The following is a 14,499-nucleotide window of genomic DNA, read 5'->3' as shown; positions in this document are numbered from 1 at the left end:
TAAAAACAAAACATAACAGAGCAGATTAGGGGCAAATCCGATGTCAAAGATTGCTTTGGTTGACGATGACAGGAACATCCTGACATCGGTTTCCATGACGCTTGAGGCCGAGGGCTTCGAGGTCGAAACATATAATGACGGCCAGGCCGCGCTGGATGCCTTCAACAAGAAGCTTCCGGATATGGCGGTGCTGGATATCAAGATGCCGCGCATGGATGGCATGGACCTGTTGCAGCGGCTGCGCCAGAAATCGCAGATGCCGGTGATCTTCCTCACCTCCAAGGATGATGAGATCGACGAGGTTCTGGGCCTGCGCATGGGCGCCGACGACTACGTCAAGAAGCCGTTTTCGCAGCGCCTGCTGGTGGAACGCATCCGGGCGCTCTTGCGCCGCCAGGAGGCGATCAGCAGCGACGCCGAGGGCACCGCGTCGCCGGAGGCCAAGGTGATGGAGCGCGGCAACCTGCGGATGGACCCGCTGCGCCACGCGGTCAGCTGGAAGGGCAAGGACGTGTCGCTGACGGTGACCGAATTCCTGCTGCTGCAGGCGCTGGCTCAGCGGCCCGGCTTCGTCAAAAGCCGCGACCAGCTGATGGATGTGGCCTATGACGATCAGGTCTATGTGGACGACCGCACCATCGACAGCCACATCAAGCGCCTGCGCAAGAAGATGCGCAGCGCGGATTCGGATTTCGCGGCGATCGAAACCCTCTATGGTATCGGTTACCGCTACAACGAAGAGTAAGCGGCCTATCCAAGCGGGGCCTTGTGCCCCCGGCCAGGGGAGTGGCGCGGATGCGCGATACCAGTGTTATGCAACGCCAGCAGGACGGCGATGTGGTCTTGGGCGAGGACTGGGTCACCCCGGACCAGTCGGTCACGCGGGAGATGCAGGTCAAGCGCGCCCGCCGGGGGTTCCTGCCGCTCAAGGGGTCGCCGCTGACCCGCAGGATCATCACCTTCAACCTGATCGCGCTGACCATCATGGTTGCGGGTATCCTGTACCTGAACTCGACGCGCCACAGCCTGGTGCAGCAGCGCGCCGGCGCGCTGGTGTCCGAGGCGATGCTGGCCGCCGACGTGTTCGAGGCAGAGATGCCTGCCGCCGGCGCCGTCAGCTTTGCCGCTGGTGACGGCATCCAGGTCGAGGACACGCTGGCCCGTCTCAGCCTGCGCGGCGGGGTTGAGGCTTTTGTGTTCGACACCACCGGAAATCTGATTTCCAGCATCAAGGGCGTCAATCGCAGCGATGCGCTGAACGTGCTGAATGACAGCGGTGAGCGCCGCACCCTGATCAGCGATGCGCTGTCCAGGCTCTGGGGACTGGCCGGCGGGGCTGAGCAGCAGGCGGCTGTTTCCGGCCCGGCGCTGGAGGACCGTCTCGGCGGGCTGGTGGACCGGGCGATGAACGGCGGCACCGGCGTGGAAACCGTGGTGGATACCAGCGGCAGCCGGGTGATCTCCGCCGCGACCCCGATCATGCACAACGGCACCGCCGTGGGGGTGATCGCCCTGGCCTCGCCCACCGGCGAAGTGGACGCGCTGGTGCGCAGCGAACAGGAACGGGTGCTGCAGATGTTCATCGTGGCGCTCCTGGTCTCTGTCGGCCTCAGCCTGGTGCTGGCCTCGACAATCGCGAACCCGCTGGCCGACCTGGCAGAGGCGGCTGAACTGGGCCGCGACCGCGGCAGCCGCAAATCCAATCCGGGCCGGATCCGCATCCCCGACCTGTCCGCCCGCCCCGATGAGATCGGCCGCCTCAGCCGCGCCCTGCGCGGCATGGTCAAGGCGCTCTACTCCCGCATCGACAGCAACGAGCAGTTCGCCGCGGATGTGGCGCATGAGATCAAGAACCCGCTCGCCAGCCTGCAATCCGCGGTTGGCACCCTGCGCATGGTCAAACGCGACGACCAGCGGCAAAAGCTGCTGGAGGTGATTGAACACGACGTGCGCCGCCTTGACCGGCTGGTCAGCGACATCTCCAACGCCTCGCGGCTGGATGCCGAACTGGTCAAGGAGGAAGAGGAAGAGTTCAATCTTCTGACCATGCTCGGCAACCTCAACCAGTACTTGGGAGAGGACGCGCGCGCCAAGGGCATCGACTACATCACCGATCTGCCCGCCCAGCCGGTCCTGCTGCAGGGGCTGGAGGCACGTCTGGCGCAGGTTTTTGTCAACCTGATCACCAACGCGATTTCCTTCTGCGAGGAAGGCGACGCCATCCGCGTCTGGGCGCGCCGCCGCGCCAACCGGGTGCTGATCGTGGTCGAGGATACCGGCCCCGGGATCCCCGACCAGGCGCTTTCCAAGATATTCAAACGCTTCTACTCGCAGCGCCCGGTAGAGCATTTCGGCAATAACTCCGGCCTTGGCCTGGCAATCTCCAAGCAGATCGTCGAGGCGCATGGCGGCGTGATCTGGGCTGAAAACATCCGCCCGACAGAGGCGGACGTCACTTCCGAACCGCTTGGCGCGCGATTTGTGGTAGGCTTGCCTGTCTGAAGCCGGTTTAGGTTTATCCCATGCCTGAAACACAAAGCTTGATCCTGCATGCCTCCTGCGTTGCGCTGGAGGGGCAGGGGCTTTTGATCACCGGCACCTCCGGCCAGGGCAAATCCGCGCTGGCGCTGCAGCTGATGGCCTTCGGCGCCCAGCTGGTGGCCGACGACCGGGTGCTGGTGCAGCTCTTGCACGGCGAGCTGGTTGCCAGCGCGCCGGAGCCGATCCGCGGGTTGATCGAGGCCCGCTACATGGGGCTGTTGCAGGCGCAGATCCGCAGCCCGGTGCCGGTGACGGCGCTGGTGGACCTGGACGAGGCGGAGACCGAGCGCCTGCCGGTGCGCCACACCACCCTGCTTCTGGGGCGGGAGGTGGCGCGCGTGAAACGGGTGGATGGCGCCCATTTTGCCCCGGCGCTGATGCAATACCTCAGATGCGGGGCACTGGACCCGGATGCCTGACCAGAACCAACAGGCGGTCCCGGCGGTGCTGGTCACTGGCCCGTCCGGTGCGGGCCGCACCACCGCGATCAACGTGCTGGAGGATCTCGGGTTCGAGGCGATCGACAACCTGCCGCTGCGGCTCTTGCCCGGCCTGTTCGACGCCGCCGCCGCACCGCGTCCGATGGCGCTGGGACTGGACAGCCGCAACCGGGACTTCTCGCCGCGCGCGCTTTTGGACGTGATCGACATGCTGTCAGGACGCCGCGAGCTGGAGCTGACCGTGCTCTACCTCGACGCCCAGGCCGACGTGCTGCTGCGCCGCTACTCTGAAACCCGCCGCCGCCACCCGCTGGCCCCGGCAGAATCCCCGGGCGAGGGCGTGCGCCGCGAGCTGGACCTGATGGCGCCGATCCGCGACCGGGCTGACATCCTGCTGGAAACCTCGGACATGAACGTCCACCAGCTGAAGGCCGAGATCGAGCGCTGGTTTGCCCCGGGCGGCCGCACCCTGGCGCTGTCGGTGCAAAGCTTCTCCTACAAACGCGGCATGCCGCATGGCATCGACATGGTGTTCGACTGCCGCTTTCTGGCCAATCCCTACTGGGATACGGACCTGCGCGCATTGAACGGCCAGGACCCGGCAGTGCAGGACTACGTCCGTGCCGATCCCCGGTTCCAGCCGTTCTTCGACCGGGTGCTGGACCTCACCCGGCTGCTGCTGCCGGCCTACCGGGAGGAGGGCAAATCGCATTTTTCCATCGCCTTCGGCTGCACCGGCGGCCAGCACAGATCGGTGACAATGGCACAAACCCTGGCCAAGGCCCTTGCAGAGGACGGCCTGCAAGTGTCAATTAGACACCGCGAGCTGCAAGGCCAGCAAAAGAAGTGAGAGGCCGGGTTGATCGGGATAGTGATCGTAGCGCATGGCGGACTGGCACGGGAATACCTTGCCGCGGTGGAACACGTAGTGGGTCCGCAGCCCAGCCTGATGGCCATCGCCATCGGTCCGGAGGATGACCGCGCCGCCAAGCAGGACGAGATCTGCGCCGCGGCCAACAAAGTCGACAGCGGCGGCGGCGTTGTGGTGGTGACCGACCTCTTCGGCGGCTCGCCCTCGAACCTCAGCCTCAAGGCCTGCGCGCCTGCGGACCGGCGGATTCTCTATGGCGCCAACCTTCCGATGCTGATCAAACTGGCAAAATCCCGCCACCTTCCGGTTGCCGATGCGGTTCGGCAGGCGATGGAGGCAGGGCGCAAGTACATCAACGCCCAGAACGTAAACCCTGACGGGGAGCAGGCACATTAAATGGCTCTGAAGACGCTGAAAATCATCAATGAAAAAGGGCTGCACGCCCGCGCCTCCGCCAAACTGGTGGAGGTGGTCGAAGCGTTTGACGCCACGGCAGAGGTGCTGAAGGACGGAATGTCGGCCTCCGGCGACAGTATTATGGGCCTTTTGATGTTGGCAGCCTCGAAAGGAACGACTATTGACGTCGAGACTTCGGGGCCCGATGCTGACGCGCTTGCGCATGCGCTGGAGGCTTTGGTGGCCGACAAGTTCGGCGAGGGCTACTAGGCTCCGCGCCGGCCGCGGAACGGGAAGAAGCACATTGGCGGACACCGCACAAGACAGGAAGACCGGCATCGCGCCGGACACCGCTGAGCAGACAACGGGCGAGGTCTATGACCGCCGCACCCTGACCTATGCCAACTCCTTTGACGACCGCTGGACCTCGCTGGCGATCAAGACCATCGAATGGCTGACCGGCAAGCTGAAAATCCTGCGCATGGTCAACAAGTTCGAGAAGAACAACGCCGAATACCGCGGCCAGAAGTTCTGGCGCGGCGCGCTCAACACCATGGGTATCGACCTGCAGACCCCGCAGGAGCAGATCGACAACATTCCTGCAGAGGGCCCGGTGGTGATCGTCGCCAACCATCCGCACGGCATGGTCGACGGCATGATCTTTGCCGACCTGATCGGCCGCCGCCGCCTCGATTACCGCATCCTGACCCGCTCGGTTCTGACCGGCCTGGATGAGGCCGCGACCTCCTTCATGATCCCGGTGCCCTTCCCGCATGACCCCGAAGCGCAGCGCAAGATGGTCGACATGCGCGCCAAGACCATGGCCTACCTCAAGGAGGGCGGTGCGGTGGCTCTGTTCCCCTCAGGCGTGGTGATGTCGTCAGACAGCTGGTTCGGCCCCGCGGTCGAGCGTGAATGGAATGTCTTCACCGCCCAGCTGATCCGCCGCTCCGGCGCCCGGGTGGTGCCGATCTTTTATCCCGGCTCGAACTCGCGCTGGTACCAGATCGCCTGCCAGATCTCCCCGATCCTGCGCCAGGGCCTGCTGCTGCATGAAATCGTCCGCTCCTGCAACAAGCCGCAGGCGCCGGTGGTTGGCAAGCCGCTGACCGATGAGCAGATGGAGCAGCTGCAAACCGATCCGCGCGGGTTCATGGCCTGGCTGCGCGAGCACACGCTGAGCCTTGGCAAACAGGGCTGAGCCTGCCTGATCTCACTGCTGGAAAACGAAAAAGCGCCCTGCGGGGCGCTTTCTTGTTCAGTCCAGGCTGATTACCGGGTCGGGACCGGCACCTCACCGCGGTAGTCATAGAACCCGCGCTGGGTCTTGCGGCCCAGCCAGCCGGCCTCGACGTATTTGGTCAAGAGCGGGCAGGGGCGGTACTTGGTATCCGCCAGTCCGTCGTGCAGCACGTTCATGATCGCCAGGCAAGTGTCCAGCCCGATGAAATCCGCCAGCTCCAGCGGCCCCATCGGGTGGTTCGCGCCCAGCTTCATCGATTCGTCGATCGATTTCACCGACCCGACACCCTCATACAGCGTATAGACCGCCTCGTTGATCATCGGCATCAGGATGCGGTTGACAATAAAGGCCGGGAAATCCTCGGCACTGGCTGAGGTCTTGCCAAGCCGCGCCACCACCTCCTGGCACGCGCTGAATGTCGGCTCATCGGTGGCGATGCCGCGGATCAGCTCCACCAGCTGCATCACCGGCACCGGGTTCATGAAATGGAACCCCATGAACCGCTCAGGCCGGTCAGTGCGGCTGGCCAGCCGGGTGATCGAGATCGAGGAGGTGTTGGAGGTCAGGATGGTATGCGGCTGCAGATGCGGCTGCAGGTCTTCAAAGATCGCCTGCTTCACGGTCTCCCGCTCGGTCGCTGCCTCGATCACCAGATCGGTTGCGCCCACATCCGCCAGCTTCAGCGACGGCACGATGCGCGCCAGCGCCGCCTTCACGTCAGCGTCGGAAATCTTGCCCTTGCTGGCCTGGCGCTCCATGTTCTTGTGGATGAGGCTCAGCGCGCTGTCCAGCGCCTGCTGGCTGACGTCATTCAGCACGACCTCGTACCCGGCCAGCGCCATGACATGGGCAATCCCATTGCCCATCTGACCCGCGCCGATCACTCCAACCTTCTGAATTTCCATGCCTCAGGCTCCTGAAATAGCTGCGGCAACCATACTGGCCGGGCGCGGGCAGGCACAAGGGCAGCTAGGCGGGATTTGAGGCAAATTCTCACTTTAGGGAAATTGCAATGGTTGCCCGCCAAGGTGAGTCTCGGGTGAAAAATTGGTGGTATTTATGAGCTATGAACTCAAAAGCCCGGGGGGGCTTGCGGGGGAACCAGTCCGATATGGTCAATCCAGACTGCTGGTACGGGGGCCGCGGCGGTCCCTGGACGACCCTTACGTCGCCTTCCTGGGCGGAACCGAAGTCTATGGGCGATTCGTTGAATTTCCGTTTGTGGAGTCTCTGCAGGCGCGTCTCGGCGTGGATTGCGTCAACCTGGGCAGCGTGAACGCGGGCCTCGACAGCTTTGCCTTTGATGACAGCCTGACACGCATTGCCCGCAACGCCCGGCTCACCGTGGTGCAGATGCTGGGCGCGCAGAATATTTCCAATCCCTACTACCGGGTGCATCCGCGCCGCAATGACCGGTTTCTGGCAGCCCAGCCCGCGCTCAAGACCCTGTACCCCGAGATCGATTTCACCGAATTCCACTTCAACAAGCACCTGCTGTGCTCGCTGCGGGATATCTCCGCGCAGCGGTTTGAACAGGTGCGCGAACAGCTGCAGCGCAGCTGGGTCGACCGGATGAGTAAGCTGGTGGAGGAACTGGAGGGCCGCGTCCTGCTGCTGTGGCTGCGCTATGCCCTCGATGCCGAAGCCGGCTTCCTGGAGGAGCCGGTGCTGGTCAACCGCGCCATGGCTGAGGCGCTGCGCCCCAAGGTGCAGGGTATCCTGGAGATCAAGGCCGCCTCCGCCGCCGCGGCGCAGGACATTTCCGGTATGATCTTCGGCCCGATGGAGCTGCCCGCTGCACGCCACATGATCGGCCCCAAGGAGCATATGAAAATCGCAGAGGCCCTGGCCTGCGATCTGGAACCGCTGCTGCGCGCCTGAGCCGTCAAGGTCCCGCCCCAGCCATCCGCCACCCGCAGAACGGAAAAAGGCCCGCCAATTGGCGGGCCTTCCTATTGGTCAGCTGTCCGGCTGGGCTCAGCCCAGTTTCTCGGTCAGGGCCGGGACGGCTTCGAACAGGTCGGCAACCAGGCCAAAGTCCGCAACCTGGAAGATCGGTGCTTCCTCGTCCTTGTTGATCGCCACGATGACCTTGGAGTCCTTCATGCCGGCCAGGTGCTGAATGGCGCCGGAGATGCCGACAGCGACATACAGGTCCGGTGCAACAACCTTGCCGGTCTGACCCACCTGCCAGTCGTTCGGGGCATAGCCCGAGTCGACCGCCGCGCGGGACGCGCCAACGGCGGCGCCCAGCTTGTCGGCCAGGTTCTCGATCAGTTTGAAGTCTTCCTCGGAGCCAACGCCGCGGCCGCCGGAGACAACGATGCCGGCCGAGGTCAGCTCGGGACGGTCGCTTGCGGCAACCTTGTCTTCGACCCACTCGGACAGGCCCGGGTTTGCCGCAGCCGAGATCGTTTCCACGGAAGCGGAACCGCCTTCGCCAGCAGCGTCAAACGACGCGGTGCGGAAGGAGACGACTTTCTTGGCGTCGTTCGACTTCACGGTCTGGATCGCGTTGCCGGCATAGATCGGGCGCTCGAAGGTGTTGCCGTCGACAACGCCGGACACGTCCGAGATCACCATCACGTCCAGCAGGGCTGCAACGCGCGGCAGAACGTTTTTGGCGTCGGTGGTGGCGGGCGCAACGATGTGCTCGAAGTCGGACGCCAGGCCAGCGATCAGCGCCGCGGTCGGCTCCGCCAGGCGGTGGCCCAGGGATGCGTCCTCAGCAACCAGAACCTTGGCAACGCCTGCGATCTTGGCAGCTTCTTCGCCAGCTGCGGCAGCAGAGGCGCCAGCGGCCAGAACGGTCACGTCGCCCAGCGGTGCGGCAGCGGCAACGGCTTTTGCGGTCGCGTCCAGCGCCAGCGCGCCGTCGGTCACTTCAGCAAGGAGAAGAACAGCCATTACACAGCCCCCGCTTCTTTGAGTTTCTCAACCAGCTCGTCGACAGAGCCGACGATGATGCCTGCGGCGCGTGCCGGCGGCTCTTCGGTCTTGACGATTTCCAGGCGCGGGGTGACGTCGACGCCGTAGTCGGCGGCGGTCTTCTCGTCCAGCGGCTTTTTCTTCGCCTTCATGATGTTCGGCAGCGACGCATAGCGCGGCTCGTTCAGGCGCAGGTCCACGGTGATGATGGCGGGCATCTTCACGGAGATGGTCTGCAGGCCGCCGTCAACCTCACGGGTCACCTTGGCGTTGCCGCCTTCGATGTCCAGTTCCGAGGCAAAGGTGCCCTGGGACCAGCCCAGCAGCGCCGACAGCATCTGGCCGGTTGCGTTCATGTCGTTGTCGATTGCCTGCTTGCCGCAGAGCACGACGCCGGGCTGCTCTTCCTCGACCACTTTGGCCAGGATTTTTGCAACGGCCAGCGGCTCGATGTCGGTGTGCACGTCGTCGGCAGCAACCACCAGGATGGCGCGGTCCGCACCCATCGCCAGGGCGGTGCGCAGGGTTTCCTGAGCCTGCTTGACGCCGATGGAAACCGCAACCACCTCATCAGCCTTGCCGGCTTCTTTCAGGCGGATGGCTTCTTCGACAGCGATTTCGTCGAAGGGGTTCATCGACATTTTCACGTTGGCGAGATCGACACCGCTGCCGTCCGCTTTGACGCGGACCTTCACGTTGTAGTCAATCACGCGTTTGACAGGCACGAGTACCTTCATTTTGCGTTCTCTCCTTAACAAACGGCAAGCCGCCCCAGGGCGACTCCCCCTCTATGCTCTCGCAGCGTTGATACCGGCTGGTGCGGGCTCGCAACAGGGCAAAATCGTCACGTTAGCGCACGGCGACGTCGCGTTTGCGCATTTGGAACATCATTTCCGCATGAATGTTTCCGGTGGGAAATCCGCCTGCCGCAGCGGCAGGGCGCCGGCGGCCCGGGTGACGCGTTTGGCGCCGGATTCGCAGGAATCCGGCGCCAGAGGGCGAATCAGACCGGGGCCGGATCGGGGCAGGGGGCCTCAGCGGTTGGCGCCGGGCACCCACAAAACGTCGTCCTTGCCGCCATTGTTGGCGGTGCGGGCAGCAACAAAGAACCAGTCGCTGAGGCGGTTCAGGTATTTCACGGCGGCCGGGTTCACGTCCTCGGTTGTGCTGAGGTCGGTGGCCAGCCGCTCGGCACGCCGCGCCACGGTGCGGCAGACATGCAGATGCGCGGCCAGCTTGGATCCGCCCGGCAGGATGAAGCTGCGCAGCGCTTCCAGATCCTTGTTCATCACGTCGATCTCGGCTTCCAGCCGCTCAACCTGCGCCACGGCCACCCGCAGCGGCGGGTATTCCGCAGTGGCGTCCTTTTCCATTTCCGGCCGGCACAGGTCGGCGCCCAGATCGAACAGATCGTTCTGAATGCGTGCCAGGGCGGCATCCATCTCGCCCTCCGCTTCCAGCCGTGCAACGCCGACAAAAGAGTTCAGCTCATCCGAGGTGCCATAGGCATTGACCCGCGCCGAATGCTTGGCCACCCGCTCGCCGTTCCCCAGCGCGGTCTCGCCCTTGTCGCCGGTGCGGGTGTAAATCTTGTTCAGAACGACCATCGCCCCTTATCCTCCCTGGTTGCGCAGGTAGACGTAGGTCAGCACCAGCACCACCGCAATGAATTGAAACAGGATGCGCAGCCGCATCATCTTGTTTGCGTTGCGGCGGTTGAACTCGCCGCCCTTGCCAAAGCCGCCAATGCCGATGACCAGCGCCACAACCACAGCCGCCACGGCTGCCAGTGCCAGATAATACAGCGGATCGAACATCCTGTCCCCCAAGCGCGTTTATTCCGTTGCACCCCATCTAACCCGAGCAGAGGCGGATGGCGACCCTATCCAAGCCTGACCAGGATGCGGTCAATTGCCCGGGTCGGCAGGATGCGCCGCAGGAAGCCTGCGATATGGGTGGGGGTGGTCACGTAGTAGCGCGGACGCGGCCGCCGGGATTCGCAGGCATGCGCCAGCTTGGCGGTGACGGCAGAGGCCGGCAGCTCGAACCGGTCCGGGCCGCTGCTTTCATACAGCCGCTTCAGCAGCCGCGATTCATAAAGCTCGCGCAGCGGCGAGGCCTTCCAGTCGATGAAGCGCTCGAAATGCGGGATCGACTTTTCGCGGATTTTCGACGTCACCGGCCCCGGCTCGATCAGCACCATGTGGATGCCGGTGCCCTGCAGCTCCACCCGCAGCGTATCCGTCAGCCCCTCCAGCGCGTATTTCGTCGCCACATAGGCGCCGCGCCAGGGGAAGGTCACAAACCCCAGAATCGAGGAGTTCTGCACGATCCGCCCGTGGCCCTGCCTGCGCATCACCGGAATCACCTGCCGGGTCAGCTCATGCCAGCCAAAGAAATTCGCCTCGAAGATGGAGCGCAGACCCTCGGTCGGCAGATCCTCCACCGCGCCCGGCAGCCCGTGCGCGCCATTGTTGAACAGCGCATCCAGGGTGCCGCCGGTGGCCTCCAGCACCTCCGCCAGGCCAGCGGTGATGGTTTCGGGATCGGTGTAGTCTATCCGCGGGCTCTCAAAACCTTCCGCCCGCATCCGGTCGCAGTCGCGCTGCTGCCGGCAGGAGGCAAACACCCGCCATCCCCGCTCCCGCATGCCGCGGGCCGCATCCAGGCCGATCCCGGAGGAACAGCCTGTGATCAGAATCGTTTTTTTCAAGAGAGTGCCCCTCTGCCCGGATGTCTCCGGGGCCAGTTATGGGCGTTTCTTGCTCACCAGGGAAGCGGCAATCCAGCCGACCTTGCCTTTGCCGGGTGCGCGCAGGTGCAGCCAGCCGGTGCCGCTGTCCTCGAACACGATCACCTCATCCCCGCCCAAGAGGCGGGTAATCACCGGGTAATTGGTGCCCGGCCCCTGCCGCATGTTCACGCGGGAGGCCCTGATCTGGCGGATGTCCGGCTCCGGTGCAGGCTGCGGCTCTGCCAGCGCGGCTCCCGCCGGTTCCGGCGAATCGTTTTGCGCGTCAGCCGTGGCAGAGGCCTGCTGAATAGCGGCAAGACCGCCCTCCAGCGACGCCAGCTGCAGCGGCGCACCCTCGTCCGCCACCGCCGGGAATACACTGGTGCTGTCGCCGATCGCCAGCCGGGCCTGGGTGATCTGCCGCAGCGCCACCCGCGACCGCAGTTGCGGGTCGGCAGCAGGGCGCACTGGCCGTCCGGCCTCCTGCGTGCCGGAGGCCGGGCGGAAAGTCACGTTTCTGATCAGGGATTTGGCATCCTCGCTGGCGCTGCTGCTGCGGCTGCCCTGGCGGGTCTCCTCCGGCGCGGCAAACGCGGCCTTGGCGATCTCCAGCGCGTCAGAGCGTTCCTTGCGCGGCTCGAAATCCGCACCCCCGCTGAGCTCATAGAACCCCCAGCCCAGAAATGCGAAAGAAACTAAAACAAAACGCGACATAACCCAGTCCCCCCTAGTACCACCACACATGGCGGCTGCACGAAATAGCATTGGTTTGAAAAAGAAACGCACGGCGCAGCTGCCTGGTTCCCTTCTATCTAGGGCAAGTTAACGGCGGGGAAACAGGGGAGAGTCCGCAATCTTCTCCCCCAAAACGTTGGCGCGGCGCTGCATCCGCGCGAAATTCGCGCGCGCCCGCTTTACCAATTCCGGCGGCGGCAGTATCACGATTTCATGACCGACCTGGTAGAAGATCCCGACATGCCGTCTGCCCCTGAACAGGGTGAAATCCTGGAACCGCTGCGCCGCGCCATTGGCGAGCGCTATCTGACCTATGCGCTCAGCACCATCATGCACCGGGCGCTGCCCGACGCGCGTGACGGGCTGAAGCCGGTGCACCGGCGCATTCTCTATGCGATGAACCGCCTGCGCCTCAGCTCCACCGGCGGCTTCCTCAAGTCGGCCAAGATCTCCGGCGACACCATGGGTGATTTCCACCCCCACGGCGACGCCGCGATCTATGACGCGATGGCGCGCCTGGCGCAGGACTTCAACGTCCGCTACCCGCTGGTCGACGGCCAGGGCAACTTCGGCAACATCGACGGCGACAACCCGGCGGCCTCCCGCTACACCGAGGCGCGGATGACCTTCGTGGCCGAGGCGATGCTGGAAGGGCTGAACGAGGATTCGGTCGATTTCCGCGACAACTACGATGGCCGCCTGACCGAGCCGGCGGTGCTGCCCGCGACCTTCCCGAACATTCTGGCCAACGGCGCGGCCGGCATCGCGGTCGGCATGGCGACCAACATCCCGCCGCACAACATTGCAGAGCTGATCGACGCCTGCCTGCATCTGATCAAGACGCCGGATGCCCGCGACGACACGCTCTTGAATTATGTGCCGGGCCCGGATTTCCCCACCGGCGGCATCATTGTTGAGCCCAAGGAGAACATCGCCAAGGCCTACAGCACCGGGCGCGGCTCCTTCCGCCTGCGCTGCAAGCATGAGGTCGAGGACCTGGGCCGCGGCCAATGGCAGATCGTCGTCACCGAAATCCCCTACCAGGTCCAGAAGTCCAAGCTGATCGAGAAGATCGCCGAGCTGATCCAGACCAAGAAGGTGCCGATCCTCGCCGATGTGCGCGACGAATCGGCGGATGACATCCGCATCATCCTGGAACCCAAGTCCAAGAACGTGGACCCGGAGGTTCTGATGAACATGATGTTCCGCAACTCGGACCTGGAAATCCGCTTCAGCCTCAACATGAACGTGCTGATTGACGGCGTGACCCCCAAGGTCTGCTCGATGAAGGAGGTGCTGCGCGCCTTCCTTGATCACCGCCGCGACGTGCTTCAGCGCCGCTCGCGCCACCGGATGGAAAAGATCGACCACCGGCTGGAGGTGCTCGAAGGCTTCATCATCGCCTTCCTGAACCTCGACCGGGTGATTGACATCATCCGCTATGACGAGGATCCCAAGGCCGCCCTGATCCGCGAGGACTGGAGCAAGGACCACCCGCGCGCCCTCACCGAGGCCGATTACATCACCCCGGCGCAAGGCGCGGGCGAGCTGACAGAGGTGCAGGCCGAGGCGATCCTCAACATGCGCCTGCGGTCTTTGCGCAAACTGGAAGAGATCGAACTGACCCGCGAACGCGACGCCCTGCGCGAGGAACGCGCCGGGCTGGTTGAACTGCTGGCCTCCGAGGACCTCCAGTGGTCCCGCATCTCCGAACAGCTGAAGGACACCAAGAAGCAGTTCGGCAAGGATTACGCCGGCGGCGCCCGCCGCACGCTGTTTGCCGAGGCCGGCGAGGTTGAGGACGTGCCGCTGGAGGCAATGATCGACCGCGAGCCGATCACCGTGGTCTGCTCCCAGATGGGCTGGATCCGGGCGATGACCGGCCACATCGACCTGAACCGCGAGCTGAAGTTCAAGGACGGCGACGGCCCGCGCTTCATCTTCCACGCCGAAACCACTGACCGCCTGCTGGTGTTCGGCTCCAACGGCCGTTTCTACACCCTGTCCGCTGCCAGCCTGCCGGGCGGGCGCGGCATGGGCGAACCGCTGCGCCTGATGGTGGACCTGCCGAACGAGGCAGAGATTGTCGACCTGATGATCCACAACCCCGACGGCCGCCTGCTGGTTGCTTCGGATGCGGGCAACGGCTTCATCTGCGCGGAGAAGGAAATCGTCGCCCAGACCCGCAGCGGCAAGCAGGTGCTGAACGTCAAGGACGACGAACGCGCCAGGATCTGTATCCCGGTGGAGGGCGACCATGTCGCCATCGTCTCCGAAAACGGCAAGTTCCTGGTCTTCGCGGTCGAGGAAATGCCCGAGCTGACCCGCGGCAAGGGCGTGCGCCTGCAGAAATACAACATGGCCCGCGGCAAGCAGGGCTCGCTGGAATTGGACGGCGGCCTCTCCGACATCACCACGTTCAACTGGGAAGAGGGCCTCAAGTGGGAAATGGGCGGCGGCAAGACCCGCCACGAGGCCGACCTCAGCCAGTGGCTCGGCAAGCGGGCCGGGGTGGGCAAACGCCCGCCGCACGGCTTCCCGCGCAACTACAAGTTCAGGTAAGGCAGCAGAAACCTGCCGCCTGCCTGTGCCCCCCGCGCCACCCGCGCGG

General features: G+C 64.4%; 16 protein-coding genes. 9 read left to right on the top strand and 7 right to left on the bottom strand.

The genetic code is table 11. The annotated features are described in order from the left end of the window. Positions 1 to 40 precede the first annotated feature (40 nt). The 7 genes from K3725_RS16055 to K3725_RS16025 are packed head-to-tail and all read left to right on the top strand — an operon-like array spanning position 41 to position 5,449. A complete protein-coding gene (locus K3725_RS16055) occupies positions 41 to 745 on the top strand; it encodes a response regulator transcription factor (protein WP_039186681.1) in 705 nt (234 codons plus the stop codon). 50 nt (positions 746 to 795) lie between these two features. Beyond that, positions 796 to 2,502, top strand: coding sequence for a sensor histidine kinase (locus K3725_RS16050; RefSeq protein WP_260016279.1), 1,707 nt, complete (start codon positions 796 to 798; stop codon positions 2,500 to 2,502). 20 nt (positions 2,503 to 2,522) lie between these two features. Then, positions 2,523 to 2,960, top strand: coding sequence for an HPr kinase/phosphorylase (locus K3725_RS16045; RefSeq protein ID WP_260016278.1), 438 nt, complete (start codon positions 2,523 to 2,525; stop codon positions 2,958 to 2,960). Next, positions 2,953 to 3,831: an RNase adapter RapZ gene (gene rapZ / locus K3725_RS16040; protein ID WP_260016277.1), complete on the top strand. Its 879-nt coding sequence runs from the start codon at positions 2,953 to 2,955 to the stop codon at positions 3,829 to 3,831. The genes K3725_RS16045 and rapZ overlap by 8 nt, the downstream gene beginning before the upstream one ends. A 9-nt stretch (positions 3,832 to 3,840) precedes the next feature. Further along, entirely contained in the window at positions 3,841 to 4,248 is a 408-nt protein-coding gene (locus K3725_RS16035; RefSeq protein ID WP_039186673.1) for a PTS sugar transporter subunit IIA, read from the top strand. After that, positions 4,249 to 4,518: an HPr family phosphocarrier protein gene (locus K3725_RS16030; protein ID WP_019296580.1), complete on the top strand. Its 270-nt coding sequence runs from the start codon at positions 4,249 to 4,251 to the stop codon at positions 4,516 to 4,518. Between the two features lie 34 nt (positions 4,519 to 4,552). Further along, the gene (locus tag K3725_RS16025) at positions 4,553 to 5,449 is read left to right on the top strand and encodes a lysophospholipid acyltransferase family protein (RefSeq protein ID WP_260016276.1); all 897 of its coding nucleotides are present in this window, start codon (positions 4,553 to 4,555) and stop codon (positions 5,447 to 5,449) included. Positions 5,450 to 5,520: 71 nt separating this feature from the next. Here the strand turns inward: K3725_RS16025 and K3725_RS16020 are convergent, their stop codons facing one another. Then, positions 5,521 to 6,396, bottom strand: a complete 876-nt coding sequence (locus K3725_RS16020) for a 3-hydroxybutyryl-CoA dehydrogenase (RefSeq protein ID WP_260016275.1) — start codon at positions 6,394 to 6,396, stop codon at positions 5,521 to 5,523. 154 nt (positions 6,397 to 6,550) lie between these two features. Between K3725_RS16020 and K3725_RS16015 the strand changes: the two genes are divergently transcribed. Next, on the top strand, positions 6,551 to 7,372 hold the full coding sequence (locus K3725_RS16015) for a DUF6473 family protein (protein ID WP_260016274.1): 822 nt from the start codon (positions 6,551 to 6,553) through the stop codon (positions 7,370 to 7,372). Between the two features lie 96 nt (positions 7,373 to 7,468). On the opposite strand, the gene K3725_RS16010 is transcribed toward K3725_RS16015, so the two are convergent. The 6 genes from K3725_RS16010 to K3725_RS15985 form a co-directional block, all read right to left on the bottom strand. After that, the gene (locus K3725_RS16010; protein WP_260016273.1) at positions 7,469 to 8,398 is read right to left on the bottom strand and encodes an electron transfer flavoprotein subunit alpha/FixB family protein; all 930 of its coding nucleotides are present in this window, start codon (positions 8,396 to 8,398) and stop codon (positions 7,469 to 7,471) included. Continuing rightward, positions 8,398 to 9,156 (bottom strand): electron transfer flavoprotein subunit beta/FixA family protein, encoded by a 759-nt coding sequence (locus K3725_RS16005; RefSeq protein ID WP_039186665.1) that lies wholly within the window; start codon positions 9,154 to 9,156, stop codon positions 8,398 to 8,400. Before K3725_RS16005 ends, K3725_RS16010 begins: the two co-directional genes overlap by 1 nt. 297 nt (positions 9,157 to 9,453) lie before the next feature. Then, entirely contained in the window at positions 9,454 to 10,026 is a 573-nt protein-coding gene (locus tag K3725_RS16000) for a cob(I)yrinic acid a,c-diamide adenosyltransferase (RefSeq protein ID WP_260016272.1), read from the bottom strand. 6 nt (positions 10,027 to 10,032) lie between these two features. Then, a complete protein-coding gene (locus tag K3725_RS15995) occupies positions 10,033 to 10,236 on the bottom strand; it encodes a twin transmembrane helix small protein (RefSeq protein WP_039186659.1) in 204 nt (67 codons plus the stop codon). A gap of 65 nt (positions 10,237 to 10,301) precedes the next feature. Next, entirely contained in the window at positions 10,302 to 11,132 is an 831-nt protein-coding gene (locus K3725_RS15990) for an SDR family NAD(P)-dependent oxidoreductase (RefSeq protein WP_260016271.1), read from the bottom strand. A gap of 36 nt (positions 11,133 to 11,168) precedes the next feature. Continuing rightward, entirely contained in the window at positions 11,169 to 11,867 is a 699-nt protein-coding gene (locus K3725_RS15985; protein ID WP_260016270.1) for an SH3 domain-containing protein, read from the bottom strand. 234 nt (positions 11,868 to 12,101) lie between these two features. Between K3725_RS15985 and parC the strand changes: the two genes are divergently transcribed. Further along, positions 12,102 to 14,450, top strand: a complete 2,349-nt coding sequence (gene parC / locus K3725_RS15980) for a DNA topoisomerase IV subunit A (RefSeq protein WP_260016269.1) — start codon at positions 12,102 to 12,104, stop codon at positions 14,448 to 14,450. The last annotated feature ends 49 nt before the right edge of the window (positions 14,451 to 14,499 follow it).

It is taken from the genome of Leisingera sp. S132, assembly GCF_025144465.1.
Classification (GTDB): domain Bacteria; phylum Pseudomonadota; class Alphaproteobacteria; order Rhodobacterales; family Rhodobacteraceae; genus Leisingera.
Note: the sequence above shows the minus strand (reverse complement) of the source record. Positions and strands in the feature narration are given on the sequence as shown.

What these genes read in the sequence shown, in the direction of transcription:
- K3725_RS16055 (WP_039186681.1), top strand. Translation starts at nt 41, where the DNA reads ATGTCAAAGATTGCTTTGGTTGACGATGACAGGAACATCCTGACATCG.
- K3725_RS16050 (WP_260016279.1), top strand. Translation starts at nt 796, where the DNA reads ATGCGCGATACCAGTGTTATGCAACGCCAGCAGGACGGCGATGTGGTC.
- K3725_RS16045 (WP_260016278.1), top strand. Translation starts at nt 2,523, where the DNA reads ATGCCTGAAACACAAAGCTTGATCCTGCATGCCTCCTGCGTTGCGCTG.
- rapZ (WP_260016277.1), top strand. Translation starts at nt 2,953, where the DNA reads ATGCCTGACCAGAACCAACAGGCGGTCCCGGCGGTGCTGGTCACTGGC.
- K3725_RS16030 (WP_019296580.1), top strand. Translation starts at nt 4,249, where the DNA reads ATGGCTCTGAAGACGCTGAAAATCATCAATGAAAAAGGGCTGCACGCC.
- K3725_RS16020 (WP_260016275.1), bottom strand. Translation starts at nt 6,396, where the DNA reads ATGGAAATTCAGAAGGTTGGAGTGATCGGCGCGGGTCAGATGGGCAAT.
- K3725_RS16015 (WP_260016274.1), top strand. Translation starts at nt 6,551, where the DNA reads ATGAGCTATGAACTCAAAAGCCCGGGGGGGCTTGCGGGGGAACCAGTC.
- K3725_RS16010 (WP_260016273.1), bottom strand. Translation starts at nt 8,398, where the DNA reads ATGGCTGTTCTTCTCCTTGCTGAAGTGACCGACGGCGCGCTGGCGCTG.
- K3725_RS16005 (WP_039186665.1), bottom strand. Translation starts at nt 9,156, where the DNA reads ATGAAGGTACTCGTGCCTGTCAAACGCGTGATTGACTACAACGTGAAG.
- K3725_RS16000 (WP_260016272.1), bottom strand. Translation starts at nt 10,026, where the DNA reads ATGGTCGTTCTGAACAAGATTTACACCCGCACCGGCGACAAGGGCGAG.
- K3725_RS15995 (WP_039186659.1), bottom strand. Translation starts at nt 10,236, where the DNA reads ATGTTCGATCCGCTGTATTATCTGGCACTGGCAGCCGTGGCGGCTGTG.
- K3725_RS15985 (WP_260016270.1), bottom strand. Translation starts at nt 11,867, where the DNA reads ATGTCGCGTTTTGTTTTAGTTTCTTTCGCATTTCTGGGCTGGGGGTTC.
- parC (WP_260016269.1), top strand. Translation starts at nt 12,102, where the DNA reads ATGACCGACCTGGTAGAAGATCCCGACATGCCGTCTGCCCCTGAACAG.